Origin of the sequence: Natrinema thermotolerans (assembly GCF_031165565.1) — an archaeon.
Taxonomy (GTDB): domain Archaea; phylum Halobacteriota; class Halobacteria; order Halobacteriales; family Natrialbaceae; genus Natrinema; species Natrinema thermotolerans.
Genome location: NZ_CP101873.1, coordinates 403428 through 427497, shown reverse-complemented (window position 1 = coordinate 427497; position 24070 = coordinate 403428). Strand labels below are relative to the sequence as shown.

30 protein-coding genes are annotated in these 24070 nt (G+C 62.9%); 8 read left to right on the top strand and 22 right to left on the bottom strand.

Going from position 1 to position 24070, the window contains the following annotated elements; translation table 11 throughout:
* The first annotated feature begins 35 nt into the window (after window positions 1-35).
* Together NP511_RS02300 and NP511_RS02295 are read left to right on the top strand one after the other, a co-directional pair.
* Entirely contained in the window at window positions 36-2225 is a 2190-nt protein-coding gene (locus tag NP511_RS02300) for a midas domain-containing protein (RefSeq protein ID WP_049964249.1), read from the top strand.
* A 57-nt stretch (window positions 2226-2282) separates the two neighbouring features.
* Entirely contained in the window at window positions 2283-3209 is a 927-nt protein-coding gene (locus tag NP511_RS02295) for a phosphoribosyltransferase HisG-related protein (RefSeq protein WP_006648718.1), read from the top strand.
* Window positions 3210-3502: 293 nt separating this feature from the next.
* Here NP511_RS02295 and NP511_RS02290 read toward each other — a convergent pair whose 3' ends face one another.
* From NP511_RS02290 to NP511_RS02275, 4 genes are all read right to left on the bottom strand, one after another.
* Window positions 3503-4549, bottom strand: coding sequence for a tyrosine-type recombinase/integrase (locus NP511_RS02290; protein WP_049964553.1), 1047 nt, complete (start codon window positions 4547-4549; stop codon window positions 3503-3505).
* Window positions 4539-4943 carry a DUF5805 domain-containing protein gene (locus tag NP511_RS02285; protein ID WP_049964248.1) on the bottom strand — a complete coding sequence of 135 codons (405 nt, stop codon included), beginning with the start codon at window positions 4941-4943 and terminating at the stop codon, window positions 4539-4541. The genes NP511_RS02290 and NP511_RS02285 overlap by 11 nt, the downstream gene beginning before the upstream one ends.
* A 223-nt stretch (window positions 4944-5166) precedes the next feature.
* A complete protein-coding gene (locus tag NP511_RS02280; RefSeq protein WP_158413744.1) occupies window positions 5167-5334 on the bottom strand; it encodes a hypothetical protein in 168 nt (55 codons plus the stop codon).
* Window positions 5331-5942: a zinc ribbon domain-containing protein gene (locus NP511_RS02275; RefSeq protein WP_049964247.1), complete on the bottom strand. Its 612-nt coding sequence runs from the start codon at window positions 5940-5942 to the stop codon at window positions 5331-5333. Before NP511_RS02275 ends, NP511_RS02280 begins: the two co-directional genes overlap by 4 nt.
* A 45-nt stretch (window positions 5943-5987) precedes the next feature.
* Between NP511_RS02275 and NP511_RS02270 the strand changes: the two genes are divergently transcribed.
* The gene (locus tag NP511_RS02270) at window positions 5988-6206 is read left to right on the top strand and encodes a hypothetical protein (protein ID WP_049964246.1); all 219 of its coding nucleotides are present in this window, start codon (window positions 5988-5990) and stop codon (window positions 6204-6206) included.
* Between the two features lie 34 nt (window positions 6207-6240).
* Here NP511_RS02270 and NP511_RS02265 read toward each other — a convergent pair whose 3' ends face one another.
* Genes NP511_RS02265 through NP511_RS02230 form a run of 8 tightly spaced genes read right to left on the bottom strand, consistent with a single transcriptional unit; the run spans window position 6241 to window position 10242 of the window.
* A complete protein-coding gene (locus NP511_RS02265) occupies window positions 6241-6558 on the bottom strand; it encodes a hypothetical protein (RefSeq protein WP_049964245.1) in 318 nt (105 codons plus the stop codon).
* On the bottom strand, window positions 6555-7388 hold the full coding sequence (locus NP511_RS02260) for a C2H2-type zinc finger protein (protein ID WP_049964244.1): 834 nt from the start codon (window positions 7386-7388) through the stop codon (window positions 6555-6557). Before NP511_RS02260 ends, NP511_RS02265 begins: the two co-directional genes overlap by 4 nt.
* On the bottom strand, window positions 7381-7833 hold the full coding sequence (locus tag NP511_RS02255) for a zinc ribbon domain-containing protein (protein ID WP_049964243.1): 453 nt from the start codon (window positions 7831-7833) through the stop codon (window positions 7381-7383). Before NP511_RS02255 ends, NP511_RS02260 begins: the two co-directional genes overlap by 8 nt.
* Window positions 7830-8552 (bottom strand): hypothetical protein, encoded by a 723-nt coding sequence (locus NP511_RS02250; protein ID WP_136396926.1) that lies wholly within the window; start codon window positions 8550-8552, stop codon window positions 7830-7832. Before NP511_RS02250 ends, NP511_RS02255 begins: the two co-directional genes overlap by 4 nt.
* Window positions 8545-8685: a hypothetical protein gene (locus NP511_RS02245; protein WP_158413743.1), complete on the bottom strand. Its 141-nt coding sequence runs from the start codon at window positions 8683-8685 to the stop codon at window positions 8545-8547. The genes NP511_RS02250 and NP511_RS02245 overlap by 8 nt, the downstream gene beginning before the upstream one ends.
* Entirely contained in the window at window positions 8682-9425 is a 744-nt protein-coding gene (locus NP511_RS02240) for a hypothetical protein (protein WP_049964241.1), read from the bottom strand. The genes NP511_RS02245 and NP511_RS02240 overlap by 4 nt, the downstream gene beginning before the upstream one ends.
* Window positions 9422-9934: a hypothetical protein gene (locus tag NP511_RS02235; protein WP_049964240.1), complete on the bottom strand. Its 513-nt coding sequence runs from the start codon at window positions 9932-9934 to the stop codon at window positions 9422-9424. The genes NP511_RS02240 and NP511_RS02235 overlap by 4 nt, the downstream gene beginning before the upstream one ends.
* Window positions 9931-10242, bottom strand: coding sequence for a hypothetical protein (locus tag NP511_RS02230; protein ID WP_049964239.1), 312 nt, complete (start codon window positions 10240-10242; stop codon window positions 9931-9933). Before NP511_RS02230 ends, NP511_RS02235 begins: the two co-directional genes overlap by 4 nt.
* A gap of 604 nt (window positions 10243-10846) precedes the next feature.
* Here NP511_RS02230 and NP511_RS02225 point away from each other — a divergent pair.
* Entirely contained in the window at window positions 10847-11041 is a 195-nt protein-coding gene (locus NP511_RS02225) for a hypothetical protein (protein ID WP_049964238.1), read from the top strand.
* Here NP511_RS02225 and NP511_RS02220 read toward each other — a convergent pair.
* Window positions 11038-12114, bottom strand: a complete 1077-nt coding sequence (locus NP511_RS02220; protein WP_049964237.1) for a Cdc6/Cdc18 family protein — start codon at window positions 12112-12114, stop codon at window positions 11038-11040. The genes NP511_RS02225 and NP511_RS02220 overlap by 4 nt on opposite strands.
* A 99-nt stretch (window positions 12115-12213) precedes the next feature.
* Here NP511_RS02220 and NP511_RS02215 point away from each other — a divergent pair, with 99 nt between their 5' ends.
* Entirely contained in the window at window positions 12214-12897 is a 684-nt protein-coding gene (locus NP511_RS02215) for a hypothetical protein (protein ID WP_049964236.1), read from the top strand.
* A gap of 20 nt (window positions 12898-12917) precedes the next feature.
* Here NP511_RS02215 and NP511_RS02210 read toward each other — a convergent pair whose 3' ends face one another.
* Genes NP511_RS02210 through NP511_RS02195 form a run of 4 tightly spaced genes read right to left on the bottom strand, consistent with a single transcriptional unit; the run spans window position 12918 to window position 14947 of the window.
* Window positions 12918-13157, bottom strand: coding sequence for a hypothetical protein (locus NP511_RS02210; RefSeq protein ID WP_049964235.1), 240 nt, complete (start codon window positions 13155-13157; stop codon window positions 12918-12920).
* Window positions 13154-13765: a hypothetical protein gene (locus NP511_RS02205; protein ID WP_049964234.1), complete on the bottom strand. Its 612-nt coding sequence runs from the start codon at window positions 13763-13765 to the stop codon at window positions 13154-13156. Before NP511_RS02205 ends, NP511_RS02210 begins: the two co-directional genes overlap by 4 nt.
* Window positions 13765-14547: a hypothetical protein gene (locus NP511_RS02200; protein WP_308986950.1), complete on the bottom strand. Its 783-nt coding sequence runs from the start codon at window positions 14545-14547 to the stop codon at window positions 13765-13767. The genes NP511_RS02205 and NP511_RS02200 overlap by 1 nt, the downstream gene beginning before the upstream one ends.
* A gap of 1 nt (window position 14548) precedes the next feature.
* Window positions 14549-14947 carry a hypothetical protein gene (locus NP511_RS02195; RefSeq protein WP_049964233.1) on the bottom strand — a complete coding sequence of 133 codons (399 nt, stop codon included), beginning with the start codon at window positions 14945-14947 and terminating at the stop codon, window positions 14549-14551.
* Between the two features lie 199 nt (window positions 14948-15146).
* Between NP511_RS02195 and NP511_RS02190 the strand changes: the two genes are divergently transcribed.
* Window positions 15147-15428, top strand: coding sequence for a MarR family transcriptional regulator (locus NP511_RS02190; protein ID WP_049964232.1), 282 nt, complete (start codon window positions 15147-15149; stop codon window positions 15426-15428).
* 238 nt (window positions 15429-15666) lie between these two features.
* On the opposite strand, the gene NP511_RS02185 is transcribed toward NP511_RS02190, so the two are convergent.
* Together NP511_RS02185 and NP511_RS02180 are read right to left on the bottom strand one after the other, a co-directional pair.
* On the bottom strand, window positions 15667-16245 hold the full coding sequence (locus NP511_RS02185; protein ID WP_049964231.1) for a type II toxin-antitoxin system RelE family toxin: 579 nt from the start codon (window positions 16243-16245) through the stop codon (window positions 15667-15669).
* Complete coding sequence (locus NP511_RS02180; protein ID WP_084158212.1) at window positions 16245-16814, bottom strand: Panacea domain-containing protein; 570 nt, start codon at window positions 16812-16814, stop codon at window positions 16245-16247. Before NP511_RS02180 ends, NP511_RS02185 begins: the two co-directional genes overlap by 1 nt.
* A 767-nt stretch (window positions 16815-17581) precedes the next feature.
* Between NP511_RS02180 and NP511_RS02175 the strand changes: the two genes are divergently transcribed.
* Together NP511_RS02175 and NP511_RS02170 are read left to right on the top strand one after the other, a co-directional pair.
* Window positions 17582-17764, top strand: a complete 183-nt coding sequence (locus tag NP511_RS02175) for a hypothetical protein (RefSeq protein ID WP_049964229.1) — start codon at window positions 17582-17584, stop codon at window positions 17762-17764.
* Between the two features lie 40 nt (window positions 17765-17804).
* A complete protein-coding gene (locus tag NP511_RS02170) occupies window positions 17805-18467 on the top strand; it encodes a hypothetical protein (RefSeq protein ID WP_136396925.1) in 663 nt (220 codons plus the stop codon).
* Between the two features lie 49 nt (window positions 18468-18516).
* Here the strand turns inward: NP511_RS02170 and NP511_RS02165 are convergent, their stop codons facing one another.
* From NP511_RS02165 to NP511_RS02155, 3 genes are read right to left on the bottom strand one after another with little or no spacing between them, the layout of a single operon-like run.
* Window positions 18517-22086 (bottom strand): fibronectin type III domain-containing protein, encoded by a 3570-nt coding sequence (locus tag NP511_RS02165; protein WP_049964227.1) that lies wholly within the window; start codon window positions 22084-22086, stop codon window positions 18517-18519.
* Window positions 22083-22943, bottom strand: coding sequence for a carboxypeptidase-like regulatory domain-containing protein (locus NP511_RS02160; RefSeq protein WP_049964226.1), 861 nt, complete (start codon window positions 22941-22943; stop codon window positions 22083-22085). The genes NP511_RS02165 and NP511_RS02160 overlap by 4 nt, the downstream gene beginning before the upstream one ends.
* Window positions 22944-24068 (bottom strand): hypothetical protein, encoded by a 1125-nt coding sequence (locus NP511_RS02155; protein WP_049964225.1) that lies wholly within the window; start codon window positions 24066-24068, stop codon window positions 22944-22946.
* Window positions 24069-24070 lie beyond the last annotated feature (2 nt).

Below are 24070 nucleotides of genomic sequence, written 5' to 3'. Positions count from 1 at the left end.
GTTTTATAATAATGGTATGGTAACGTTGGTCTCATATGAGTAGCACCGCCGATACGGACGACGTGATCGAGGTCAGTGCCGATGGGGTAACCGTCCGGAAGACGTTCGCAGCGGACGAGTTCCCCGTCCCCGCGATCCGGTTCGAGATCGAATCGGACCGCGACGAGCCGGTCACGTTCCAACTCTCCGAGGACATCCCCGAATCGTTCCCGATGGACAAGGTCGGGTTCCATCCCGACTATCACAGCGACGAGTGGACTGCCTATCAGGACCACCACGTCGAGTTCACGGCCACCCTCGAGCCCGACGAGACGCTCCTGACTGTCTACGGTATCCAACTCGAGGACGAGAGCCTCGCGACGGCGTTTCTCGGGGAGCCCGCGATCGCCGATCTCAGCGCCCGCGACGACGCCGCCGACACGGCCGACGAGGTCGACGACGAAGTCATCGGCAACATCGTCTCGGAGGACCGCAATCAGGCCGTCAAGGACATGATCTCCGGCGATTCCGACTCGGTACCGGGACTCGAGGACGAAGCGGAGAACGTGGCCGACGAGACGACCACAACGGCCGCCGAAACCGACGCCGAATCCACCGACGCCGAGGCGGAGGACGACGAGTCGGCGGGGCTAGACCTCGACCTCGAGAACGTCGATCCCGAGCCGGAGACGGCCGATACGGACGATGACGAGGAGACGGAGGAAACGCCGGATATCGATCTCGGCTTCGACGACGAGGAGATCCCCGAGCCCGACGAGGACACGGCTGCTGACGACGATGCCGGCCTTTCGATCGGGGCCGACGAGGGCGGGATCGAGATAGGGACCGACGAGGACCTCGAGATCGATAGCGAGGCGGACGAAGACGATACGGCGGACGGATCGGACGAGCCCAGCGTCGATCTCGATCTCGGCGACGAGGCCGACGACTCGAGCCCTGCGGCCGACACCGCGACCGAAGCGGCTGCCGAAGCCGACGACGAGACGGCAGCCGACGACGACGCCGCGATCGAACTCGACATCGACGACGATGCCGACGAAGGCGACGCTGACGATGTGGCCGAGGAAGACGATGCCGGCGACGCGCCCGAAATCGATCTGGCGGCGGACGATGCTGACCCGTCCGAGCCCGACGTTGCGACCGAAGCCGACGAGACGGCGAGTGACGACGGCGACGAAGCCACGGCCGCCGAGGAATCCGACGACGCGCTCGAGGCGTCTGCGGAAGCCGACGCGGAACCGGACTCCGAAGCGGCCGACGACGAATCCCTTGCTGAGTCCGACACTGAAACCACTGCCGACAGTGACCTCGAGGCGGACACGGATGAGGAACCCGACGGCGAAGCGACCGACGACACCGATCTCGAGGCGGAGTCCCAGCCGGAGCCCGATACGCAGCCGGCCACCGAATCCGAGCCCGAGGTCGACGCCGACTCGACAGCCGATGAGGCCGGTGTGACGGCCGGGATCGAAGACGAGCCACCGGTCGAGGACGCCGCCGCGACGGCCGACGCCGCCCCGAATCCGGCACCGGAGTTCACCGGCTCCGTCGCCACACGGCTCGCGACCGAGATCCGCGAAGGCAACGTCGACGACGACGATCTCGAGGCGATCCGTGCCGAACTCGACGTCGAGCCCACGGGTGCCGAGATCGCGAAAGTCGATCACCTCCAGTCCCGTGTCGAGGAAGTGGCCGCCTACACCGACGCCCTCGAGACGTTCCTCGAGGAGAACGGGACGGGGGCACAGCTCATCGAGGATCTCCAGTCCGATCTCGAAGCACTGGAAGCCGAGATCGAGTCCGTCGACGACCGACTCGAGGGGACCACCTCGCGAGTCGACGAGGTCGCCGCGGACGTCGACGATCTCAGCGACTGGAACGGCGATCTCCAGTCGGAGGTAAACGCCGTCGACGACGACGTCGAGGGCCTCGAGGCCGACCTCGCGGACGTGGAAGCCGACGTCGAGTCCGTCGACGACGAGGTCGAGACGGTTGCGGACGATCTCGAAACCGTGGAGGACGACGTGGAATCAATCGAGGACGATGTCGAGGAGCTTGAAGACGATGTCGACGGGGTCGAGGATGACGTGGAGTCAGTCGAAGACGACGTCGAGGATCTCGAGGACGATATCGAGGACCTCGCGGACGACGTCGAGACGGTGCGTGCGGACGTGACCGACATTCAGGAGTGGCGCGACCAGCTCGGGTCGATGTTCTCGGACTGACGGCGTCTCGCCTCGGAAACACAACTCGTTTATCCGTCGCCGGTCGACAGTCGCTCGATGGGCGAGACGATACCGATCGCTGTGCCGCGAAAGGGACGACCGCTCGAGTCGGTACTGGACCGGCTGGCCGACCGGCTCGACGTTCCCGACCTCGCGGACGATATCACGTCGACGCTTCGCCACGAAAAGGCGCTCACGAAGGGGACGATCGACCCCGACGAGGAGGACGTTTACCATCGTCTCGCCGCCTACAGCACCGTCGACGATCCGACCGCGCCCGAATACACGCTCTTGCGTGACGACCGCGCCGGCAAGCCCCGTCGGATCGTCTTCGATAGCGTCACGATCCCGCTTTCCCACGTCGAGAGCGCACCCGACGGCGCGGCGATCCAACTCGTGGGTCGCGAGGAACCGTTCCGGTCGCTCCGGACTCACGAGTTCGCCCTCGGGTTCGACAGCGCCGATCTGGTCCTCGAGGAGGTCGTCGAACTCCGAGCGGAGCCGCTGAACCGGATCGCCGACATCAACGCCCGGATCAACCCCTCGGATACCGACGTGCAGGTCGTCACCGGAATGGGCGATACCGTCTATCATACGCTGCTGGCGACGCCCGAAGTCGCACCGTCCGAGGGCTCGCTCGATCGGGACTTCCTCGAGGCGTACCAAGGACCGCTCTGTATCGAACCGCGATACGAACGGCTCGTCCAGGCAGTGCTTGGAACCCGAGCGCTCGAGGGCATCGAGTTTCGCTACCCGGAAGAGGGTCGCGAAGAGGAGGCGGCGATCGCGGAGACGGGCCTCGGCGTCTACCTGACCGTGACCGGCTCGACCGCACGCGATCACGGCCTCCTGCTCGGCGAGCAGCTATTCCCCAGTGAAACCGTGTTGCTGGAAAACACCGCGGAGACGACCGAAACGGTCGCGTTCGTCCGCTCGTTGTTGAACGGCGGCGACCTCGAGACCGAACTCGCCGTCGGTCACTAAATCGGAGCCGGCCACGTTACTCGGCGCCGATCTGAGAGCGCTCGAGCCGTCGCTACACGGAAGCCGACGGCTCGATGGCGGCGACTAGCTGTTCGATTGGTGAGTGGGTCGTCGTTTCGAACGGACGGGGACAATTAGTATAGCGATATAGGATTCATGAGTCGGCTATGCAACACAGATCTTGAGTCAGCCCGGAGTAAACGGAGCCGGAACGAGTGGAGACGCGAGTGAAACGGTGTATCGCCATCCGCCGCGAGCGTCGATGTGACCCGTCAAACGCGTCGCACTGACAGTCACTGCGTCACCGTGTAGATACTGTCGAGGTACGTCTCGCGGACCCGATCGCCCCAGTTGTGGGTGTAGGTGTCGATCACGTCGCCGGCGACGTCGCCCCGGAGATACTGGACGATCCCCCGGTCGCCGGTCCGGTCCCGCAGGTGGGTCGTGAAGAAATGCCGGAAGTAGTGTGGCGTCACGTTCTCCTCGGTACCGCCGCCGGTTCGGTACCAGCCTCGTTCTCGAGCGTGTTTCTCGACGAGATAGCGGACGTCCGACGGCGTGAGCCGCTGGCCCCAGGAATCGCGAGTGTCGAGAAAGAGCGGTCGCGCCGGCGAGACCGCGTCCGGTCGGATCGCCAGCCACTCACACAGGACCCGGCGAAGTTCCTCGTCGACGGGGACGACCGTCTCGCGCTTTCGCTTGTTCGAGGCCGTCCGCTCCTCGCCGTTGACCGTGGTGGCGCGGGCCGGCTCCGACGACACGAACAGCGACGCCGGCCGCTGCTCGAGGCCGACCCGCGGGGTCCACTCGAGGTCGACTGGGGGCGTCTCGAGGTGGAGATCCCGCAGATCGAGGTTGCACAGCTCGCCGACCCGCATCCCGGTCTTCAAGAGGGTGACGACGACGGCCCGCTCGAGCGGGTGGGCGATCCCGTCGACGAACGACCGCATTTCGGCGATCGAGATGTCCCGCCGCGTGGGGTTCGTCTCGATCGATTCGGACAGCTCCTCCATGACCAGTGCCATCGGGTTGTCGTCGAAGACACCGACGCGGGTCATGTACTCGTAAAACCGGTTGAGATAGGAGGCGTAGGTCGCGATCGTACTGGATTCGAACTCGCCGCGCAGCGAGTGAATCCAGGCCATACACTCCCGACGCCCCGCCGCGCCGGTCGCCTCGGTATCGAACCGCTCGACGAGAAAGGACTCGAACCGGCGCAACACCCGGTCGTAGGCCTCGAGAGTACGCTCGCTCTTGCCGTGATACCGTTGGTCGTCGAGGAAGTACGCGATGGGGTCGGTCACGTCCTCGGGGGCCTCGGCGGTCGGCTCAGTCGCCATCGCCATCACCGTCGACGACCGTGTATCCGCCGTGGCGACCGCTGTATCGAATCCGGTTGTCCGCCTGTAACTCCTCGAGGGTCTCGTCCAGTCGCGACTCGATGTCGTCGGCGACTGCCTCGAGCAGTTCGTCCCAAGAGTACGTGTCGGATTCCAGTAACTCGAGGACCTGTGTTTCGAGGGCGTTACCCCCAGGGTCAGAGCCGGATGAATCGGGTTCCGCTGTGGCGTTCGGCTCGGGGTCGAACCCCTTTCGTCCGGCCTGGACCATGGTCCGGACGAACTCACTCTGGCTCATATCGAGGTCGTCGGCGTGGGATTGCCACTCCGATTTCTGGTAGGCCGGGACGTAGGTCTTGACAGCAGCCCGAGACGTATCCGTCGAATCACCCATACCCCACCCGTCAGACGCCGCGACCTTCAATCTACCCATTATTAGAGCTAAGTGAATTTATCTCTGATTGTAGGCCTACTTTCGGAACCGGCGAAATCGGATCCCGTCTTGCGATTCGGGTGTGTACCATGCACTATATGGAGTCGAATCGGCGCCTGATTGGTACACTGTGCATGGAGGTATTTCGAGGTGTCTCGTCTCCGATTTGTGATAGTGGTCGCGATCATGCTGCGACCTCCTCGCGATCGTTCTCGAGGTCGATCATCTCCTCAGCGTTCTCGAGTTCGGCGAAGAGTTCGAGCGCCTGGTCGATCGTCTCCTCGAGGGAGTCGTTGTTGGACTGTTCGTGAGCTTCCAGCAGAGTGTCGTCGTTGACGTGAATGAGTGTCATCGGGTATCGCCTCCGTTGCGGTCGGGGTTCGTGGGAACGGTTCCGGGCTCGTTACCCGCCTCTCGGGCGGACACAACCCACCCGTTCGATGCGAAGTCGCGCATGTCCGCAGTGTTGTTGGCAAGGTTGTACGGCGCCGAGACGACTTCCCACGGATCGAGATCGGGATCGCCGAGGGCGGTGATGTAGAGCCGCGTCCAGCTGTCCTCTCGTGGCTTCTCGACGAGGTTGATCCGGTGTGCGAACCCAGCCACATCGCGTTCATGCCGGAGGACGTACAGCGGCGCCTCAGCGTGGGCCTCAGCCGCTCCGATATCGATCGCGACGACATCCCCTGGTCCGACCGTAGACAGCGTCTCCGTGATCGCCTCGACGTCTCGATCCGGCTCCGAGATCTCGTCGCGGCCGAAGTCGACACCGTCGATCGGCTCGTAGTCGTTGCCGTGGACTTTGTCCCAGTTCCCTTCGACCAGTTCGGTCGGGACCGTCACCGGCGCGTCGGGGTTGATCGCCGTTCCACACTTGGGGCAAGCGTCGCCGTTCGAGACGATGTCCTCGAGCGGCGTCGCCGCACCACAGTGCTGACAGTCGACGATACCGACCGTCACGCGAGACCACCTCGGTTTATAGTGTACCGTGCATACCCCTCACTCATGACGACGAAATTCGGGGTCTCGATGGACGATGACCTCGCTGAACGCGTCGAGGAACCGCTCGAATACGGCGACAATCGGTCGGAACGGGTCCAAGACCTCGTCCAGTTGGGGTTGGCCATCGAAGACGCTGCTGACGCCGTACATGTCGATCTGCCGGAATCACAGCGTGAACGTGAGGCGTTCCTTCGGCAGGTCTTCATCGACGCGGATATCTGAGTGTCCATAAACTTCTTCTCGCTATATGCAACCGTCATAGGTCAGTCACCTGCGAACGGATGTACTGCTGTTCGTCGTGCGGGCGATCCTCCAGCGGGATGCAGGTCACGAGCCGGCCGTTGGGCTCGGCCAGCAGGAGCATCTCCGTAACCTCGTGATAACGGGTACACTCCGCCGGCGGTGACGCCGACGGGTAGTCGACCGGGATCGCCTCGAGCCACGCGACCTTCGGGTTCAGCTGTTGCCGCGGCGATCGCTCGGTCCAGCGCTCCGGGAAGTGCGGATCGACCTCGAGGTCCTCGTAGCGCGGCGTCGGCGTCACGTCGATCTCGTCAGTCTCGACGATGCTCATTGCAGCGTCACCCCGACTGCGAGCAGGCCGATCGTGACGAGCCCGAGGGCGACGACGAGGAGCCCACCGAGGCGAGGGTCGAGTTGGGCACGCTCGCGATCACGCCACACCTCGCGGACGCGCTTGTAGAAACCGAGCTGGTGGGCGATCAACCGAGCCTCGTTACGGTGGACGTCGAGTTCCTCGGCGAGGTCGCCGATCTCGATCCCGCCGCTGGTCAGTTCGTCGACGTCGTCTTCGGTGACACCATCCGGTAGCGCAACACTCTCGTCGTCGCCACCCTCGCAGCTGTTCGGGCCGTGGCCTTGCAGCGCCTGCTGGCTCTCGAACGTCTGGCCGCAGTCACACTCGAACGTCTCTTCATCGCCGACGGCGTCGACGGTGACCTCTTCGGCGTCGATCTCGTCCTGGACGTCGTCGCCGGCGTCGGCCGGCGCGTCGTCCGCGGCGTCCTCCTCGAGGACATCGGTCTCTGCCTCTGACTCAGAGTCGATATCACTGGTGGGTGTGTCCTCGGTGGAGGTGCCGGTATCTTCGTCGACGAGGTTGGCGTTGACGAGACGACCGTAGCCGGGCCCGACATTCGGGGCCGGTGCAGCGGGGTAGACGTCGAACTCCCGGTCGGAGCCTCGTTTGGCCGTCGACGCGAGCGTGACGCGGCGGGCTTTCCAGACACCGCCGTTCGGCGCTTCGAACAGTACCTCGTCGACCTCGGTGACCTCGAACGGCGATGCCCACTCGTACCCTTCGGCCTCGAGTACAAGCTGGTTGCCTTTGTGGACCGACAGCAGCGTGTCGACGACGTCGTTGGCGGTGGCCGCCTCAGACATCCTCCCCACCTCCGTCGCGTGTGAAACCGGTTGGCACAGACCCGCGGACGGGCGTCGCCTCGGGTCCTGTATCAGCGGCCATCCGGATATCGTCGTTCTCCGCGACTCGCTGGAGGACCGACGCCCGCCAGACGGCGCCGACTGCGGTCTGCAGCTCCTCCTTGACTCGGGGATCGTCGGCCCCCTCGCGGAGCGCCTCGAGTTCGGAGCAGACGTCGTCGACGCGATCGACGAACTCGCGCTCACCGACCAGGAGGCCGCCGTCGCCGGCCTCGGTGATCGTCTCGCGGCGGAAGACTTCCTCGAGGTTGCCCTCGGTGTCATCCTCGTTCTCGTCGTCGGAGAACCACGACTGGCGCTCGCCGCAGTTGGGACAGTACTCCGCCGACGCGCGGATCTCGGCCCCGCAGTCGTCGCAGCCGATCCGGTACGAGCCGCCCGTCACGCCGCTTCACCACCGTTGGTCGCGGCCGCGGACTCGGTGCCGTCGGCCTTCTTTTTCTTCGCGATCAGCTTGTTGCACTTCCCGACGAGGATCCCCCGCGTGATGTCGTGGTCCTCATGTTCGGCACGAGTAATCTCTCGAAGTCGGTCGACCTCGGCGCGGGCCAGCAGCCCGTGCCACGAGATGAGGTCCTCGTTGTCGACCGCGCGGGCGATCGCCTTCTGGACGTCCTCTTTGCTGACGCCGTCGAGCTTCCGTCCCTCGTAGACGAGGTTGCCTCGAGAGCCCCAGCGGGGATCGGTCCCGGCGGGATACTCGTGGACGTTCTCGAGGACCCACTGGTAGACGTCGACCTCGCCGCCGTCGGCCAGCAGCTTGCTTGCACGCTCGAACTCGCCGCCGTCGGGGACGGTCTCCTCGTCGTCGGCCTCGAGGGCGGCCTCGCAGTCGTCGCAGGTGTGGACCTCGGCGAGTCGGCGCGGATCCTCGCGAACGTCCGCGACCGGCGTCTCGAGGATCTCACCACAGGCCGCGACGTGACGCGTGTCCTCGAAGTACATCGAGGCGTGCCAGGTTTCGTCGACGTCCTGAACCCAGCAGACGATCCCGGCGTCAGCGTCGAAGTGATCCGACGGGAGGCCGAGACGGTTCTCAAGTTCGTCCATCTTGCACTGCTGGCAGAGGTAGTCCCGGCCGCCGCAGGTCGAGCAGCTACTCATCGTCATCACTCGCCGGTTCGGCGATCAGGAGTTCCTCGTCGCCGTCGTCGACGAGGATCAGGTCGGGATCGGCCGTGAACGATCCTGCGACTGAGCGGTCGACCTTCCCGATGACCTCGTAGCGCGCGGTCATGCTTCCGCCCCGCTGTCCTCGAGCGTCTGCTGTTCGGCCTCTTCGTCCTCTTCGACTTCGACGTCGTCGGCAAACGTCGCGATCGGGACGATCTCCTCGTGGATGAACCGGCCGAGCAGCTCGGGCTTCATCTCGGCGGGCTCCCAGATGGCGAGGTACCCGCTCGAGTAGATGACCAGCCGGACGTGGACGTCGTTCCAGAACGTCGTCAGTGCGACGCCGACGTCGGAGTTGACCGCTTTCGACTTGAGCGCGCCGTTGCCCCACTCGATCGTGGTATCGTCGAGGTTGGATTCGTGGGTGGTCATCTCGACCGTCCACGTCCGTCCCTCGTCGCGCTGCCGGCGGACGAACTCCCACGGCTTGAGCCGGACCGGCGCGATCTCCGGGCCGGCCAGCTTCGAGAACTCGTTGAACGGCCAGTCGGGTTCGTGTTCGAGGTCACTCGTGTGCGTGCGTTCGGCGAGGATCCAGCCCTCGCCGTCGACGTCGGCGACCCACTCGCTGGCGACGCGGCGGGTGACCGTCCACGTCTCGGTCTCGATCTCGTGGCCGTCCAGGAGGACGCGTTCGTCCTCTTTCGGAACCTCGCCGGCGACCAGCCCCGACTGGATCGTGAGGTCCTCGTCGAGGTAGGTCTGGGTCTCCTCGACCTGCAGAGCGCGCCCAGTCTGGTCGTGGTGGTTCTCGAGGGGCTCGGCGGCGGGCTCCTGGAGGAGCGCCAGCTGGCCGGCGATCATGCCGAATCGCCTCCGTTGTCCTCGAACCGGCGCTCGAACTCCCTCACCGGGTTCGTGTACCCCGCTCCAGGGGGACTCCACTGACCACCAGAGGCGATGATCGCCCCGTGTTTGAACTCGTATGGGTAGTGTTCACCGAGACACCGCGCCGTCATGTGCGCGACATACCGACGCAGCACGTTATCCTCGGAATCAGGGCCGTAGAGTCGCGTATGAAGTTGCGGGTTCGGATCGGTGAGATCGTCGACTGCGACTAGGGCGGCCCCGTCCGGAGCGGCTTCGAGGATCTCGATCATGTCCTCGTGATCCGTCAACTCACCGTCCGCCGTGTCGTCTTCGAGTTCGTCGGCGAGCATCCGGAGCGCTTCGGCCGGCGAATCGGCGGCGACCTTCGCTTCCTCGTCGTCGGTGTCGGCCGTCGCAGTCCATCGGACGACTTCCTCATCGCCGCTCCGCATCAACGACTGCTCGAGCGTGACGTCGATCTCCTCGAGGTCGCGGAGCGTCATCGGCCGTCACCTCCGTCGAACCCGATGGGGACAGTATAGTTGCTCGCGAGCCACGCCTCCTCGCTGTCGCCCTCGATGCAGTAGCGGTGTGCGCCCTGCATCGGACCACCCTCGAGCAGCTCGGGCGTGTCGGCCTTGGCCTCGGCGTCGTCGAAGCGCTGGGCGACCTCGAGGCGACGAACGAGTGCGGCCGTCTCGTCGATCTCGCCGCCCTCGATGCGCTCGAGGGAACCGCGGACGACTCCGGGAAGGGTGTTGGTACTGTTCGATCCGTTAGCGTTTTCGTCGTGGTCTTCGTTCGTGTTCATGGTCACGTCTGATGCCGGGAGCGATCGACCTCCCGGCGTGGTCTTCGTTCGTGACCCGCGGACAGCCGGGGCGCGAAAGTTGGTACCTTGGCGCGCTCCGGCGGTGGCCGCGAGTGGTTGATTCTGCTGTTGGTCTCGATACGCACTAAAAGTATCCTGCCTCATTTCCGAAAGGCCACGACGCGGTAATCGCGTGCTACCAGCAGCGCTGGCCGCTGTAGCCGCCGCATTACGATATCCGAACGTCGTGTTGTGGATCATGCGTACCTCTGACCTTTCGTCGAGTCGGGCGCTGGTGACACCCGGCTCACTGCAATTTAGTTGACGAGCTATGCGTCCGCCTACTGGTTCTCATCGGAATCGAACTGCTCAGCCATCCGCTCGAGCAGTTCTGTATACGACTCTTGACCTCGCTTCATGGACCGGAGCCGATTTCGGAACTCCTTCGTGACCGTAATTGTGGTCCACTTAGAGCCGTCCGGCGCTTCAGTCTCTGTCGTCACGAGTGATTCTATAACGCTACACCTACATAACTCTAATGCAAAGGTGCTAGGCACCTCTATATCAATAACACTAATGTATCATGCATTCGTACACCTCCGGTATGAGCAGCGATAAGAAGCAAGCCGCGGCACGGGTTGAAGAGGAGAAGTACAACAAACTCCGTGCCCACGCGGCTGGCCAGGGGATGTCGTTGGCTGACTGGATCCGGGAAGCGATGGAAGAAAAGGCGGAGCGAGAAGGGGTTGACCTCGAGGGAAATCCGAAGGCGGTAGCGAAAGCGGCGACAGCTGATTAAGCCGCCAGAAACACGAAGTCGAGATCGACCGTGGCCTCGAGGTCGGGATCGGTGACCACACATCGGCGGTTCTGCGTTCTCCCCTTGCGCACGAGCAGATCGTATTTCTCGAGCTTCTCCAGATAGTTACGCGCGTGCCGCCACGTCACGGGCTCCCGGTGGCGATCGGCGTAGATCTCCTCGCGGTGGGCCCGCCAGATACTCTTCAACTTCGAGTTGTAGACGGTCGGCCCGAGCCGGCGGACCAGCTCGTAGAGCGCCCGGTGAGTATAGGAGAGACTCGCCAGATTCGACTCGCGCATCTTCGCCATCGCGCGGTCGAAACAGTCGTCGACGTCGGCGTCGGTGACCGTGTCGTGGCCGCGCTCCTTGGCGATCTCCGCGGCGGCCCACACCGCCTTGATCCCGTAGCGGGCGACCCCCTCGGTTTCCTTCGCGATCCGCTTGAGTTGGTCGCGGCTGAACGCATCGTAGTCCAGCCCCAATCGGATCCGCGGCTCGAGGATCTCCACGAGTTCGTCTGTGCTGTAGGGGTTGAACCGTATCGTTGAGTCGATTCCGAAGGATCCGATGACGGCGTTGTTGAGATGGCCGAGCCACTCGGTCCGGTCGTGGGCGATGACGATCACGGAGACCCCCTCGACATCCGCCAGGTCGGCAAGGATCTCGTGGTCGGCGATCGAGTCGGCCTCGTCGAGGACCAGGATGTACGGCTCGCCGTCGACGACGCGCTCGAGGGCCGCCTTCAGTCGGGACGGCCGCCAGTTCAGTTGGACGGTGACGTCGTCGGGGTGTTCTGCCGCCGCTTCTTTGAGGAGGATATTTCGCGTCTTGTCGCCGCAGCTGATCTGGGCCCAGGCGACGTCGGCGTAGTCCGGCAGCTTCCGGCTGAGGAAGTGCCGCGTCGTGGCGGTTTTCCCGACACCGCTCCCGCCGTAGATCAGGACGTCGTCGCCTTCTAACCCACGCGTCGTGGGGCCGAGCCGACGGGAGAGATGCTCGAGTTCGTCGTTTCGGTTCGGGAGTTCGGTGGGGGGCCACGAATCCTCGAACACGTCCGTTCTCGAAATCATAACAGTGTGGTTCACCGACGGGTGTAAAAGGACTACTGGGCATCATTTCCGAAAGCGCTCGCCGAAACACATATCACCAAACCATCCAATTAGGGTGATATGAACCGACGGAAGCTCCTTCTCGGAAGCGGTGTGGCGCTCACAACGACGATCGCTGGTTGCTCGAGCGATACGAGCGACGACGGGGAAAATGGCAACGGGAACGGTACCAGTACAGGGCCGAGCGCGGACGAACCCGATGTCGAGGAACCGGATCCGATATCGGTGTCGGGATCGGGGAATCAGGTCTACTCCAACGTCGGTATCATCGGCGGGCTGACGGTCATCGAAGCACAACACACCGGTAGCCGGAACTTCATCGTCAAACTCGTCCCCGAGACGGGGATGGAGAACATCATGGTCAACCAGATCGGTGCGTTCGACGGCTCACGGGCCGCACTCGTCGGGCGAGGCACCTACCAGATGTCGATCGAGGCTGACGGCGACTGGGAACTCGAGCTGACACAGCCACGACCGAGCAGCGGTGACTCGCTTCCCTTCGAGCAGCAGGGTACTTCGGCAACGGTCCTCGGCCCTCTCGAGTTTGACGGAACGCACACGATCGGAGCAGCACACAACGGCCGCCGGAACTTCATCGTCCAAGTCCTCCCGCCGCAGGGGCAGTTCCCGACGATCGCAGTCAACGAGATCGGGAGCTACGAGGGGACGACGTCGTTCCGGCATTCGGGGCTCGGGTACGTGGCGATCCAAGCCGACGGCGGCTGGGGGATCCGAATCGAATAGCGGCGAAAAGAGGGCTGCTTCTACTCGGCGATCGCGACGAGGAACGTGCCCTGGGACTGGACGGTGTCGAGCCCGCAGTCGGCCTCGGCCAGCGCCCGCAGCACGCCCGGCGGAACGCGATCGACCTGCGGCCCGAGCACGACCTCGAGGACGCGCCGGCCGTCCTGGTCGCGCCGATCAACGAGGCGGGCGTCGTAGACCGTCGGGTGTTCGGGGACGGCCTCGGCAGCCGCCTCGAGATTCGCGGTCTGGATGCTCATCGGTTGATCTCCTCGAGCAGCGCCTCGGTGTGCCCCTCGAGGTCCTCGCGATTAGCGTGTCGAACGACCAGCTCGGCGAGCCGTGCGCCCGGGCCCCAGAGCGGCGATGTCTTGAGGTCCCCCGCGAAATCGAGCGTCATCTCGTCGACGTCCCGATCAGCAGGGTTGTCGACGTAGGCGAGGAAGTGCTGGCTCGGTGCCTCGAAGTCGTCAGATACCTCGTCGTCGACGATCGTCTCGGCGACGCCGGTGAACGCTTGCGCCCGCCCGTCGGCCTGGACGTCCCACTGTTCGAGTTGCTCGTCGCTGATCACGTAGCGGGTGATGTCGTCCTCGTGATCCTCGAGGACCTCGCGGATCGCGTTGCGCTTCCAGTTCTTGAGATCGCGGAAGTTCCAGAACGTCGCGAAGCCCTCGAGCGTCTCGAGCCGACGCGAGATCGTCACCTCGCCCTCGGTACGCTCGACGACATCGCCTTGGTCGCGAACGACGGTGACCGGACCGCTCCCCTCGACGAGGAACGATCGCGGCAGCACAGTCCCGTCGACGGTCTCGCCCTCGAGGGCGCCGGCGGCGTCGGCGTCGTCGGCACCGGCGGCTTCGGACATCACGCCTCACCTCCGAGCTGGGCAGCCTCGGCAAGTTCACGCGCTTCGTCGACGACGTCGGCGTCGATCCCGGCATCGGTCGCGTACTGCTCGAGGACGGCGACCGCCTGTTCGTCGTCGCGACCTGCGCGTTGGAACAGCTGGTCGAGGACGTCGACGACGATCCGGTCGTAGACCTGGCGACCGTTGTCGGCCTTCTCGGTCTCGACGCGATCGAGACGCGACTCCGGCATCGCGTAGGTCTTCGACGGCTCGGACTGGATGCTGCTGCAGTAGACGACTTCGAAGACACGGTCCTCGGCAGTCGCCCCGCAACGACTGTTCCCGTAGTTGTCGAGCAGGTCGTAGCCGTTCTCGTTGGACCACTGAAGGACCGTCTGGCCGGTATCCTCGAGGACGTGAACGGGTCGGCCTTGCGTTCGATCGAGCGCTACGTCGCCGGGTTTGATGTCGGTGTCGTCGGTCATGTCGGAGTCGGCTGCCTGTGTCTGATCGCCCGATTCGCCACTCCCGTCGGCCCGGAGTTCGGGGCCAGCGACCGCCGCGGCCTCGTGCTGGCGCTGCAGTTCGATCTCGCCCTTGCGGTCCAGCTGCTCCGAGCGAGCGCTCTGGGCCTTGTCACGTTCGACCGTCATCTCAGATCGCCCGTTGAACTCGAGAACGGTCCACCCGCATCGCCCGAAGCCGTCCGAGTCGACCTCTTCGATCAGGACCATCTCTCCGTCGTCGGTCGTTGCGTCGACGAACTGCTCGCCGGCGCTGGTCGCGACCGTCACCGCCATCTTACAGCACCTCCTCGAGGACGTCCTGTGCTTCGTCGGCCGCCGAGACCGGACGCTCGGCCCAGCCACTCTCGTCGTCCTCGTCGCCGATCTCCTGATCGACGAAGGCGATCCAGCGCCGAAGGTCGTCGCCGCCGGCACCGTTCGACGCCAGGACGATCCCCTCGGAGTGGAGGATCGGGCCCTCGAGGGAGAACACCGGCACCGCACCGGAGTCGTCGCGGTCCGCGCGGGTCTTCGTGACGACGATGCGGTCACGCTTGCGATCCACGTGGTGATGCCGTCCGTCAGCGTCCTCGCCGATGTAGCCGTAGTTCCACGAGCGGCGCTCGAGGACGACGTCGTCGATCTGTGCTTCGTCAGTCGTAACGGTTTCATCCGTTGGGTCTTGTACGCTCATATGCTTCTGTAAGCCCAGAAGCGCAGGTCGGGTGCTCTAACACCCGGCCGAGATCAGGTTTCTGACCCCGACATCCCCGCGCTTCCTACTCTATAGTCTATTCGCCAACCTATTAAGCGTTACTTTGTAACGGACTATAGATTGGACACCCGAAGATACAATAGCGTGGTCACTGATAGGTACATTTGTAGGGATCGCTATGCAAGGATACAGACGATTCAACGTGGCGAACAAGAAGTTCGACCCGTCGAAGCAGCAACGACAGGTCCTCGACGTTTTTCGCGACGAGTTTCAGGTCAATCCACGCCGGATCCGGGACATCACCGGTCTCGAGCGCCAGCGCGTGAATGACGCCCTGAACGCGCTCGAGAACGCTGGATGGATCGAGAAGCAGGCGCGTGGCCTCTACCGGCTCGTGTACGACGGCGAGTGCTACGTCGAACAGACCATCCAGTGTAAGGGCGGTGGTGGGAGTGAGTAGCGCCCAGGGGACCGACGACGGCCGCGAGCAGCGAGGACGAACTCGACCAGGAGCCTTACGAGATCCTCGAGGTCGCACCGCACGCTCCCGACGAGATCGTCACGGCAGCGTTCAAGGCGCAACTCAAAAACCTCGAGGGCCACCCCGATACGGGCGGGTCCTCTGGCCGATTCCAGAAACTCAAGGCAGCCCGCGACGAACTACTCGAAGATGACTGATGCCTGGAGAACGGGCGATATTATATAAAGTCCGAGAATCCTTCTCGGTCGTACTCGATAATCGCGTCCTCTGGCAGTATGACCTCCAAAATTTCTCGGTTCCGCCCGCGAGAATCGTCTACTAATTCACCCGTGACAGAGATCCCATCGGAATCGTATGTAGAGTCCTTAAATCTGAATTCGTCGGTTTCGTGAAGTTGTGAAACCCGTCTCTGAACATTTGGAATGGGGTCGTACTCGAGCCGAATAGACACGTAAGTTGTTCTATCTGCTCGGTTGACGTTCTTTACTGCAGTTTGCTGATCATCATGGTGTACAACCCGGTGAAAATAGACTTCATCGACATTTGATGGATCGGAATTGGGAGCTAGGTGAGGATCAAGTTCGTATAGAAGTACAAAAGGGTCAACGTGGAGTCCATAGAGGCCATCCATAGCATACTGCTTCATCTCGCCTTTAAACGGTTTCTTCCGGATTTCCTCACAGTAATCTGCAATCCGCTCGGCAAGGGTCGGATCATCTTCCTGGATTTTCTTTAAGTCTGACTCAAAATCCTGATCATACCCCATCGGCAACGGATCCTCAAGCAGCCCTGCCATCAATTAAGGAGATCGGCTACAGAATCCTCCGGGTCGTCGGCCGGATTCCTTTCCTTCATACTCTCTACGACTTCTCTCCACTGTGTCGCTGTACCTACCTTCTCTCGGTAGGCTTCCCAGTCCATACTCTCATCATAGGGGGTGTTTTCATAGAGCCATGTCCCCTTTGAAAACTGCCCCAGATCGTCGTCGCTTAGGGATTTGAGCTCTTGCCAGACTTCGTCGACAATCTCTTGCTTCTCCCTACTGAGCTTTGGCGAGCGCGTGTTGTGATACTGTTTACCCCGTCCACTGGGGGATTCCGTCGTCTGGACTTCACCGGACCTCTCCAACTCATCCAACAGCTCTTGGATGTCTTCGGAGAAGGCTCCGTAATCGTAGGCTTTGAAGTCTGCGTCAGTGAGTCTTCCTCCGTACCAGTGGAGGCTGTAGAGGTCGCCGAAAAAGACGAATTTGTGTAGTCGCAGTTTTCCAGGGGCTGCATGTTGCCCGCGATATTTGTCCATGAACGCGAGCAAGACCTCTCGAAGTTCCCCTCGATCGGTCCGTGTATCTGCATCCCTGGGCATGTTTAGTTACAAGTGCTACAACGTCAAGTGTTTGCTGGTTCGCTATCTGGGCCTGCGTTCTCTGCCGATTAACATAAACCCATTGGCAGATGGTCATGGTGAGCAACTGTTCGTGATGGTGGACGGCACTGCTACATACACACGACCGACAGGAGCCCTACTCGTGTGGCCAGTAGCTTGATGCGATACTGCTCCGAAGATCCGGCCGGCGAGAGACCCACCGGATTCCGCCGTACCGACCGAATCCGATTCCGAGACATCCAGGCCCTCTCGCCACAGCTGGGATCGGTCTACGTCAATCGCCATATTGTCACCCCGATCGCAGACCCACCCCTTGACACACCACTAAGGGGGGAGGGGGACTCCGACGCTGGCCTCTGGCCGGCGTTTTCTCGAGACTGAGGACTGACAGCCCCATCTTCGCCTTGCCTCGGTGGTTCAGATATTGTTAACTGCCATTTCTACTGATATAAAAATACCAACAGGTTCATATCATATCAGTTGGAACCCATGATTGGCGAGGAATGAGAGTCAACCGTTGCAGGACTGACTCTATCCGACTCTGAAACACGGTCCTCGCCTCTCGAGATCGGTGACTGCCCCAACGTCAATAGCCGCACCCCGACTGACATCCCGATCTCGAGCCCTCTCGATTGACACACCAAGTGGGTACGACGCTCCACCGCCAACTCCCCCGTTGGCGGATTCCTGCGTTGGCTCACGGTGGGTGCTGACCTTTATCCGGGAAGCCGCGGCCAGCGGCAGTGATGCCTCTGGACGATCGTCGCGATGACCTCCTCGTCGCAGTCGCACTGACCGAGTTCTCAGTCAACTACGAGAGCGCCGATCCCGAACTCTCGCGAAGAGCGTGGCAGCTCGCAGCGGACCGCCTCGTCGATCACGACGTCGGGCCCGCCGAAGCCGTCGACGCGCTCGAAATTGGCGAATAGTGGCAACAATATTATCACCGAACCATCCAATTGAGGAGATATGAACCGTCGGAGACTTCTTCTTGGAAGCGGCGCTGCATTTTCAACCGTACTTGCAGGCTGTTCAGGCACCCAAACGGACGACGGGAACGGAAATGGGGGAAGCCAACCTGACAGGACCTCCGCAAAGAAGCCGCTTGAGTCGTGGAAATGGCTGGGGTCCGGCTCTATTATGGAGGACCCTATCTCAATCGGGAGTGGTCTGGCAGTGTTTGACGTGGGGTACGAGGGCGATGATTTCAGTCTTCGAGTGTCCCCGCTTGAGGAAGGAGACCCCTACGAACTCAAGATAGACCGCGAGTATGACGGCGCGTCTGCCACGCTATTTGAGGGTGGGGATTATGTCCTTCATGCCGACGGCAACGGCGCGCAGTGGAGTGTCGAAATCCGACACCCTCGAGCGGATAGTGGCAGCATACCGGAGACCATCTCCGATGATGGGCCCGTCGTTGCTGGCCCGTTTGAGTTCGATTCGATAGATGTTGCGCATCTCTTACCCCGCCCTGGAACGGAGTTTGAAGTGACTATCTATCCCGCAGAGGGGGACTCCGGCGAACGCTTAACCACTGGAGAGGGAGGGAAGGGTGAAGTCCCAGTCGACTTTGACGGTGTCGGATGGGTTGATGTCCAGACGTGGTTGCCTTGGCAGATCACATTCGACTGATTTTCCCTTCTGCGCAGTCCCCCAGCTCGCCCCGGCGGTTCCACAGCTGTCACACCCGCTCGCTGTTGCGCTGCAGCCGATCGCTGAGCCCCTGGAGAAAATCGTCCGCCGACGGCCCGTTGCCCAACTCGATCGAAACCTCGCCGTCGCCGTAGCTGATATCGTCGACCTCCCACGGGACGTCACCGGGCAGCCGGTCGATATCGATCGCGTCGACGAGCAACGCACCGACCTCTTCGCTGGAGATCGTTACGCTCGCGTCGACGATCGCGTCGCCGGTCCGCTCGACTGCGTAGAGGGCGTACTGGTCGCACATCTGCTTCGAGGCGAGTCCGGGGATATCCTCGATGACCGTCTTCGGGTTCTCGCCGGCGTCGCCCTCGGTATAGGAGCCCCGAGGCTTGACCTCGGCATCGACCGACACCGTCTGCCCATCGGACAGCGCGCCACCCGACAGCGCCTTGATCCGCGGCTGGCCGTCTTCAGTCGCGTAGCGGATCTGGTAGTCCTCGCCTCGAGTGAACTCGGTATCGCCGTCGTAGATCGTCTCCTTTCGCTCGACGATCTTCGCGTCGGGGAAGGGGAGATCAACCCACGTCCCGATCGCGACGTCGACGGTCTGGCGGGTGATCTGGGCAGCACTGCCGTAGACCACGGCCTTCTCGACGACGTCCTCGGTCTGGCGATCGACGCTGTAGTCTGCGATCTCGGGGTCGATACTGACCTCGCGCTGGCCGAGCTGGGTCCACTCGATTACGGTCTCGTCGCCGTCGGCCCGAACCTCGAACACGAAGTTGCCGATGTCAGCGACCTCGCGGAGGACATCGATCAGCGGCCGATCGAAGCTTCGGTCCGTGAGGACCGGCGTATCGTCGAGGAGAGCGCTGATCTCAAGGATGTCGAGTCTCTGGGACTCGTACCCCAGCCGTGGCGTCTCATCGCGAGGGTCGAGATCCTGCCGGCGGCCGAGACCGATCCGAGCCTGGGCCGTCGCAGCGAGGTCATTGTACTGGATGGTGTGGCTCGTCGTCTGGCTGGCAGTGACGTAGTCACCGGTGCCGTCCTGGCGGATCCCGAGTTCGGCGACGCTGCCGGCGGTCGGCTGCGCGTCGACCGAGACCTCGGTCATCGCCAGCGGCGTCGTGTACTCGACCGTCTCGATGCGCGTCAGATCCGGATACGGTGACGGCCCGTCCGTGTGCCCGCCCGGCTCGTTGAGCGTGCCACTGTCGTCGTACGAGAACTGTGCATCGCGAACACCGAAGCGATCGAGCCGGAAATCCCCAGAGTCAGAGGTCCCATCCGGCTGAACATCGAACTCGATCGTGTGGGACCCGGGCTCGAGTGGCCCGGCAAACGAGATCGGCGCGTACCCGGGTTCTGCCGTCTGGAGGTTCGACGTGGCGAGGACGCCGTCGACGTAAATGTCCATCCGCATATATGCCTCCCGGATGCCCCGGTGGAAGAACTCCGGCTCCTCGATGCGGTAGTCGGTCTCGAACGTGACGCTGAACGAATCTTGGAAGTCAGTGATCTGCGCCGCCTCACCCCCAGTGAAACTGTCGCTCTGGACCGTAGCAGTCGTATTTCCGACGGCGTCGAACGACCAACACGTCTGTTTACACTCAAAGAACCCATCGTCTGTGATCTTCAGCGGGGTTGTATCCGAGATGGCCTGTAGTGTCTGCCCGTACTCGAACGCAGACTCGGCGCGGTCAAGCGCCCGCTCCTCTTGGTTGGTCTGGGGGTCGTCGACGGTCGCAGTGTAGTCCGTGTATTCCTCGATGAGACGCTTGGCAAACTCGTGGGTCGGCTCGATGTCGACGTCCTCGATCACCCGCCGGTCGAGCTGCGTCCCGCCCCGCCCCTCGAGGACGGTCCGCTTCGAGCCTGCACCCTCCTCGAGGCGGCGATGCTCGAGGGTCTCGATCGGCTCTCTCGAGCCGCTGTGCCAGACTCGCAGCGGGGCGTCATCCCGATCGGCCGAGTGCCAGCGATCGCGGTAGGGCACCGGGATCTCGACGCGGGGGAAGCCGTTGATCGTCGGTCGACGCGTGGCGCCGTCGAGCGGATCCGGGGTCAGGGTCGTCCCAGACGGATGGTCGACCTCGAGGTGCCAGCCCCGCGGGGAGACGGCCCGATCGGAGAGGCTGATCGAGTCGGTCGAGACCGTCCCAATACTGGTGTCGGCGTGGACCCACGACGTTCGAGCGCGAACGACGTATTCGTACTCTCGGCCCGGTTGAACCTCCGAATCGGCATGGGACTCGGCAGACTGAGCTTCGGTTGCCCGGAGGTTTCGGTCGTCGGTCACGTTGCCGTCGTAGTCGACGCGCTTGCGGAAGACCTGATAGCTGCCCTCGAACGTCGCGTTGTCGGTCCACTGGACCTCCAGCGAAGTCGTCCCGACGTTCACGAACCCGATCCCGCTCGGCGCGGGGAGGTTCGTGATCTCCTCGCCCTCGAGCCACGACCCGTCGACGTACTGGGTCTGCGTTCGAATCCGTACATCGAACTTCTCGCCGTCGAGGATGCCGGTGAACGTATGCTCGAGCGTGCTGTCGTAGGCGACGGTTGCTGCCCCCGAGTCACCCCAGTTTTCGTTGGCGTCGCTCTCGCGGACCTCGATGCGGTACTCGCCGTTGTTCAGTACTTGCGTCCACTGGGCGGTGATCTGATCGGGCTCACTGCCGTCGAGATCGAGCGTGTCAGCACCCGGTAGGTCAGTGGTGAACGTGGTCGTCCCTGTCCTCGCGGTGGCGTGATCGGTGTAGATTTCCACGATCGCATCGTACTGTTGGCCGTCGAGGAGTTCGGTCGTCGTGGCGGTCTTTGTCTCGCCCTCAGCGACCGGGGCGTAGTCGCCCCCATCTTGACTGTATGACCCGTCAGACGGCTTCTGCAGGAGGAGACGATACCCGCTCGAGTTGTTACTTGACTCGGTCCACGATAGCGTGACGTAGCGTCCGTCGATCGTGTCGACGGTTAAGTTCTCGACCGCCGGGAGGATCGTGACCGCACTTTTCGGGCCCGCCGACGCCGTCGCATCGCCGGTATCGCGCTCGATCGAGTAGCTGTACTGCTCGCCGTCGAGAAGCGAGCCGTGAGTGTAAGCCCCGTCGCGGCTCGTGGTCGTCGTGATCGTCCCGCTGCTCGACTCAGTGACGGTGAGGTCGCCGTCCGGGTTGTCGTCGTTGAAAGTCCAGTCGATCGTGATCTGCCGCTGTACGCTGGCGTCGATGCTGAACGACGGCGCTGGGAGATCGGTCGTCCCGGTCGCCTCGCCAGAGAGGTCGGAGACTCCTGCCTGATTGACCGCCCGAACGCGGTAGTGATACTGGCGGCCGTTGGTGAGGCTGCCGTCCGTGTGGGGCGTACTCGAGACGGTCGCAGCCAGTGTGTAATCACCGGTGCTGCTTCCGCTCGAGGTCGCTCGATAGATCTCGTACTCGTCAGCCAGTCCGTCGCCGTCCCAGTCGAGACTGACGCTGTTGGCATCCGTCGCGGTGACCGAGAGGTTCGTCGGAGCAGGCGGCTCTTCGTTGATGAATAGCTCGAGGCCGACCGACGACTGGGCCTGATCCTCTGTTTGCTCGAGGCCGAAGTCTGCAGTACTCATCGCCCGAGTTCCTCCACTGTACCAAGTTTCCGGAAGGTGTCGATCGTTCCATCTTTCTGATATCCGCCGATGTCAAGCCCAACCCCATCACCCCCGATGAAAACAGATGAGGTTCCTGTGATGGAGGTTACCTGTCCGTTCCGCTCGAGATTACTATCGAGCGAGTAGATGTTCAGTACAGTCGTATCATCCGATTGTGACCCGTTACCATCATGCCACTCTACCTCGTACTCGAGCGTGGCCAAATCGGACAAAGTGACATCTTTTGTTTTATAGGTGTTATAATTACCACCGCTGTAGTACCCCAATATAAGGTCATCCTGATATGGGGATGGGCGGGCGAAATAGCAATTGTCGCTGTCCTCTACATTATATAGTATGAATAAGTTCCCAGTTATTTCTCCGATTAGTGAAAAGACATCCCCTTTCGACGGATAGAACCCCAATCCATCTCCGGGGTAGCTGAAAATCTGTCCATCACCATCGGTCCCGTAGAGCGAGTAGTTGCCCGTGATCGCATCTGATCCAGAGACAAGCTGCCACGAACCCGGCGACCCCGAATACGGATTGAGATTCCCTCGTTCGAAGTTATCGATCATCCCGTAGGGGTTCGCCGCTGCGTCGGTCACGTTCGCGACCAGCGCCTCGACGTACCACCGGCCCGTCCCGGGTTCGTAGAGCCATGCAAACGGCGCGTAGTTGTGGCTGTCCGGGGACACGTCGATCGAGTAGTTGCCGCTCGAGTCGGTCCGTGCCGTCCCGGCGATCGTCCCGTCGGTGAGGTCGTAGATCGCGACGACTGCGTGTTCGGCTGCCGATCCATCCTGCGTGACCGTGCCGCTGATCGTTTGGACCATCTATTTGCGCACCTCGTTTCGGGCGACCAGTGCTTTCGACGCGTTCGGATCGACCACGCTCGAGCTCGCGATCGGCGCGAGCCAGTCCTCGAGGTCGGTCGGGATCGGCCCCGACTCGTTGGTCGGGATCGAAAACAGGACGTCCTCGGCACCGCGGTTGACGATCGCGTTCAGCGAAAAGAGCGAGCCATCGACATCGAAGGTCAGCTGGGCCTGATCACGAGCCATCGCGACGTCGACGAGATCGACATCGAACAGCGTGACCGTCGACGGTTGCGAGCCCTCGAGGCCGACCGTCGTCCAGGTCTCGTTGGTCGCATCCCACTGCTGGGCCTCGAGGGTTCCGGCGGGCTCGTCGAGGCGCAGGCGGGCGAGGCCGTTATCCAGGACGACCGGGTCGTCGACGCTGGCCTTGGGCGAGACGATCCGGGCCCAGTCGGCCCTGTCCTCCGACCCCTGCGTATCGAAAACGCCGACGTCAACGTCACCGTCGGCCTCGAGGTCGAGGTCGTAGACGATCGCCGGCGACCCAGTCCCGACCGCGGCCTCGCCGTCAGCGAGATCGTAGATCTCGATGTCGCCGCCCTCGGCGCTGCGGGTCTCGATCGGCGACGCGAGTTGGCGCGTTTTGTCCTCGAGGTCGAACCACTGGACCCGATCCGCGGCCGCCGGGAGGCCGACCAGGAGCGTCGTGTCGTTGCCGTACTCATGGTCGATGTCCTCGGTCGGGTCCGTCTCGAGGACGCGGTCATGCGACTGCTGGGTCCCGGAACGGGACAGCGTCAGCGGCACTACGTGATGATCGTCGCCCCCGTCCTGCGAGAGGACGACGTCGCGATCGACGCTCGAGCCCACGTAGTAGCCCTCGAGGTCGGGCTGATTCGGGATCGAGACCGCGACTGGCGCGACCGTCGGCTGCGAGAGCAGATGCTCGAGTTCCGATGCACGGCGCCGGCCGTCCGGGCCGTCGACGACGACGTCGAACGAGATCTCCGGGGTCGGCCCCGCGAGCATCTCCGCTGAGCCGCGATCGTCGAGCGGCGTCTGTTCGGTAGTGTCGGGGCTGGCCCCGACGCTGATCTGTCCGACTTCGTCCTCGTTGAACTCGAGTGTGTACAGTTGCATCG

Excerpts from the sequence above, each read along its gene's own strand:
- NP511_RS02205 (WP_049964234.1), bottom strand. The coding sequence starts at position 13,765 with ATGTCCGAAGCCGCCGGTGCCGACGACGCCGACGCCGCCGGCGCCCTC.
- NP511_RS02235 (WP_049964240.1), bottom strand. The coding sequence starts at position 9,934 with ATGACGCTCCGCGACCTCGAGGAGATCGACGTCACGCTCGAGCAGTCG.
- NP511_RS02210 (WP_049964235.1), bottom strand. The coding sequence starts at position 13,157 with ATGAGCATCCAGACCGCGAATCTCGAGGCGGCTGCCGAGGCCGTCCCC.
- NP511_RS02175 (WP_049964229.1), top strand. The coding sequence starts at position 17,582 with ATGCCTCTGGACGATCGTCGCGATGACCTCCTCGTCGCAGTCGCACTG.
- NP511_RS02265 (WP_049964245.1), bottom strand. The coding sequence starts at position 6,558 with ATGAGCATCGTCGAGACTGACGAGATCGACGTGACGCCGACGCCGCGC.
- NP511_RS02280 (WP_158413744.1), bottom strand. The coding sequence starts at position 5,334 with ATGACACTCATTCACGTCAACGACGACACTCTGCTGGAAGCTCACGAA.
- NP511_RS02180 (WP_084158212.1), bottom strand. The coding sequence starts at position 16,814 with ATGCCCAGGGATGCAGATACACGGACCGATCGAGGGGAACTTCGAGAG.
- NP511_RS02260 (WP_049964244.1), bottom strand. The coding sequence starts at position 7,388 with ATGTCTGAGGCGGCCACCGCCAACGACGTCGTCGACACGCTGCTGTCG.
- NP511_RS02220 (WP_049964237.1), bottom strand. The coding sequence starts at position 12,114 with ATGATTTCGAGAACGGACGTGTTCGAGGATTCGTGGCCCCCCACCGAA.
- NP511_RS02165 (WP_049964227.1), bottom strand. The coding sequence starts at position 22,086 with ATGAGTACTGCAGACTTCGGCCTCGAGCAAACAGAGGATCAGGCCCAG.
- NP511_RS02170 (WP_136396925.1), top strand. The coding sequence starts at position 17,805 with ATGAACCGTCGGAGACTTCTTCTTGGAAGCGGCGCTGCATTTTCAACC.
- NP511_RS02200 (WP_308986950.1), bottom strand. The coding sequence starts at position 14,547 with ATGGCGGTGACGGTCGCGACCAGCGCCGGCGAGCAGTTCGTCGACGCA.
- NP511_RS02190 (WP_049964232.1), top strand. The coding sequence starts at position 15,147 with ATGCAAGGATACAGACGATTCAACGTGGCGAACAAGAAGTTCGACCCG.
- NP511_RS02155 (WP_049964225.1), bottom strand. The coding sequence starts at position 24,068 with ATGCAACTGTACACACTCGAGTTCAACGAGGACGAAGTCGGACAGATC.
- NP511_RS02240 (WP_049964241.1), bottom strand. The coding sequence starts at position 9,425 with ATGATCGCCGGCCAGCTGGCGCTCCTCCAGGAGCCCGCCGCCGAGCCC.
- NP511_RS02250 (WP_136396926.1), bottom strand. The coding sequence starts at position 8,552 with ATGAGTAGCTGCTCGACCTGCGGCGGCCGGGACTACCTCTGCCAGCAG.
- NP511_RS02300 (WP_049964249.1), top strand. The coding sequence starts at position 36 with ATGAGTAGCACCGCCGATACGGACGACGTGATCGAGGTCAGTGCCGAT.
- NP511_RS02245 (WP_158413743.1), bottom strand. The coding sequence starts at position 8,685 with ATGACCGCGCGCTACGAGGTCATCGGGAAGGTCGACCGCTCAGTCGCA.
- NP511_RS02225 (WP_049964238.1), top strand. The coding sequence starts at position 10,847 with ATGAGCAGCGATAAGAAGCAAGCCGCGGCACGGGTTGAAGAGGAGAAG.
- NP511_RS02195 (WP_049964233.1), bottom strand. The coding sequence starts at position 14,947 with ATGAGCGTACAAGACCCAACGGATGAAACCGTTACGACTGACGAAGCA.
- NP511_RS02160 (WP_049964226.1), bottom strand. The coding sequence starts at position 22,943 with ATGGTCCAAACGATCAGCGGCACGGTCACGCAGGATGGATCGGCAGCC.
- NP511_RS02270 (WP_049964246.1), top strand. The coding sequence starts at position 5,988 with ATGACGACGAAATTCGGGGTCTCGATGGACGATGACCTCGCTGAACGC.
- NP511_RS02230 (WP_049964239.1), bottom strand. The coding sequence starts at position 10,242 with ATGAACACGAACGAAGACCACGACGAAAACGCTAACGGATCGAACAGT.
- NP511_RS02215 (WP_049964236.1), top strand. The coding sequence starts at position 12,214 with ATGAACCGACGGAAGCTCCTTCTCGGAAGCGGTGTGGCGCTCACAACG.
- NP511_RS02185 (WP_049964231.1), bottom strand. The coding sequence starts at position 16,245 with ATGGCAGGGCTGCTTGAGGATCCGTTGCCGATGGGGTATGATCAGGAT.
- NP511_RS02285 (WP_049964248.1), bottom strand. The coding sequence starts at position 4,943 with ATGGGTGATTCGACGGATACGTCTCGGGCTGCTGTCAAGACCTACGTC.
- NP511_RS02290 (WP_049964553.1), bottom strand. The coding sequence starts at position 4,549 with ATGGCGACTGAGCCGACCGCCGAGGCCCCCGAGGACGTGACCGACCCC.
- NP511_RS02295 (WP_006648718.1), top strand. The coding sequence starts at position 2,283 with ATGGGCGAGACGATACCGATCGCTGTGCCGCGAAAGGGACGACCGCTC.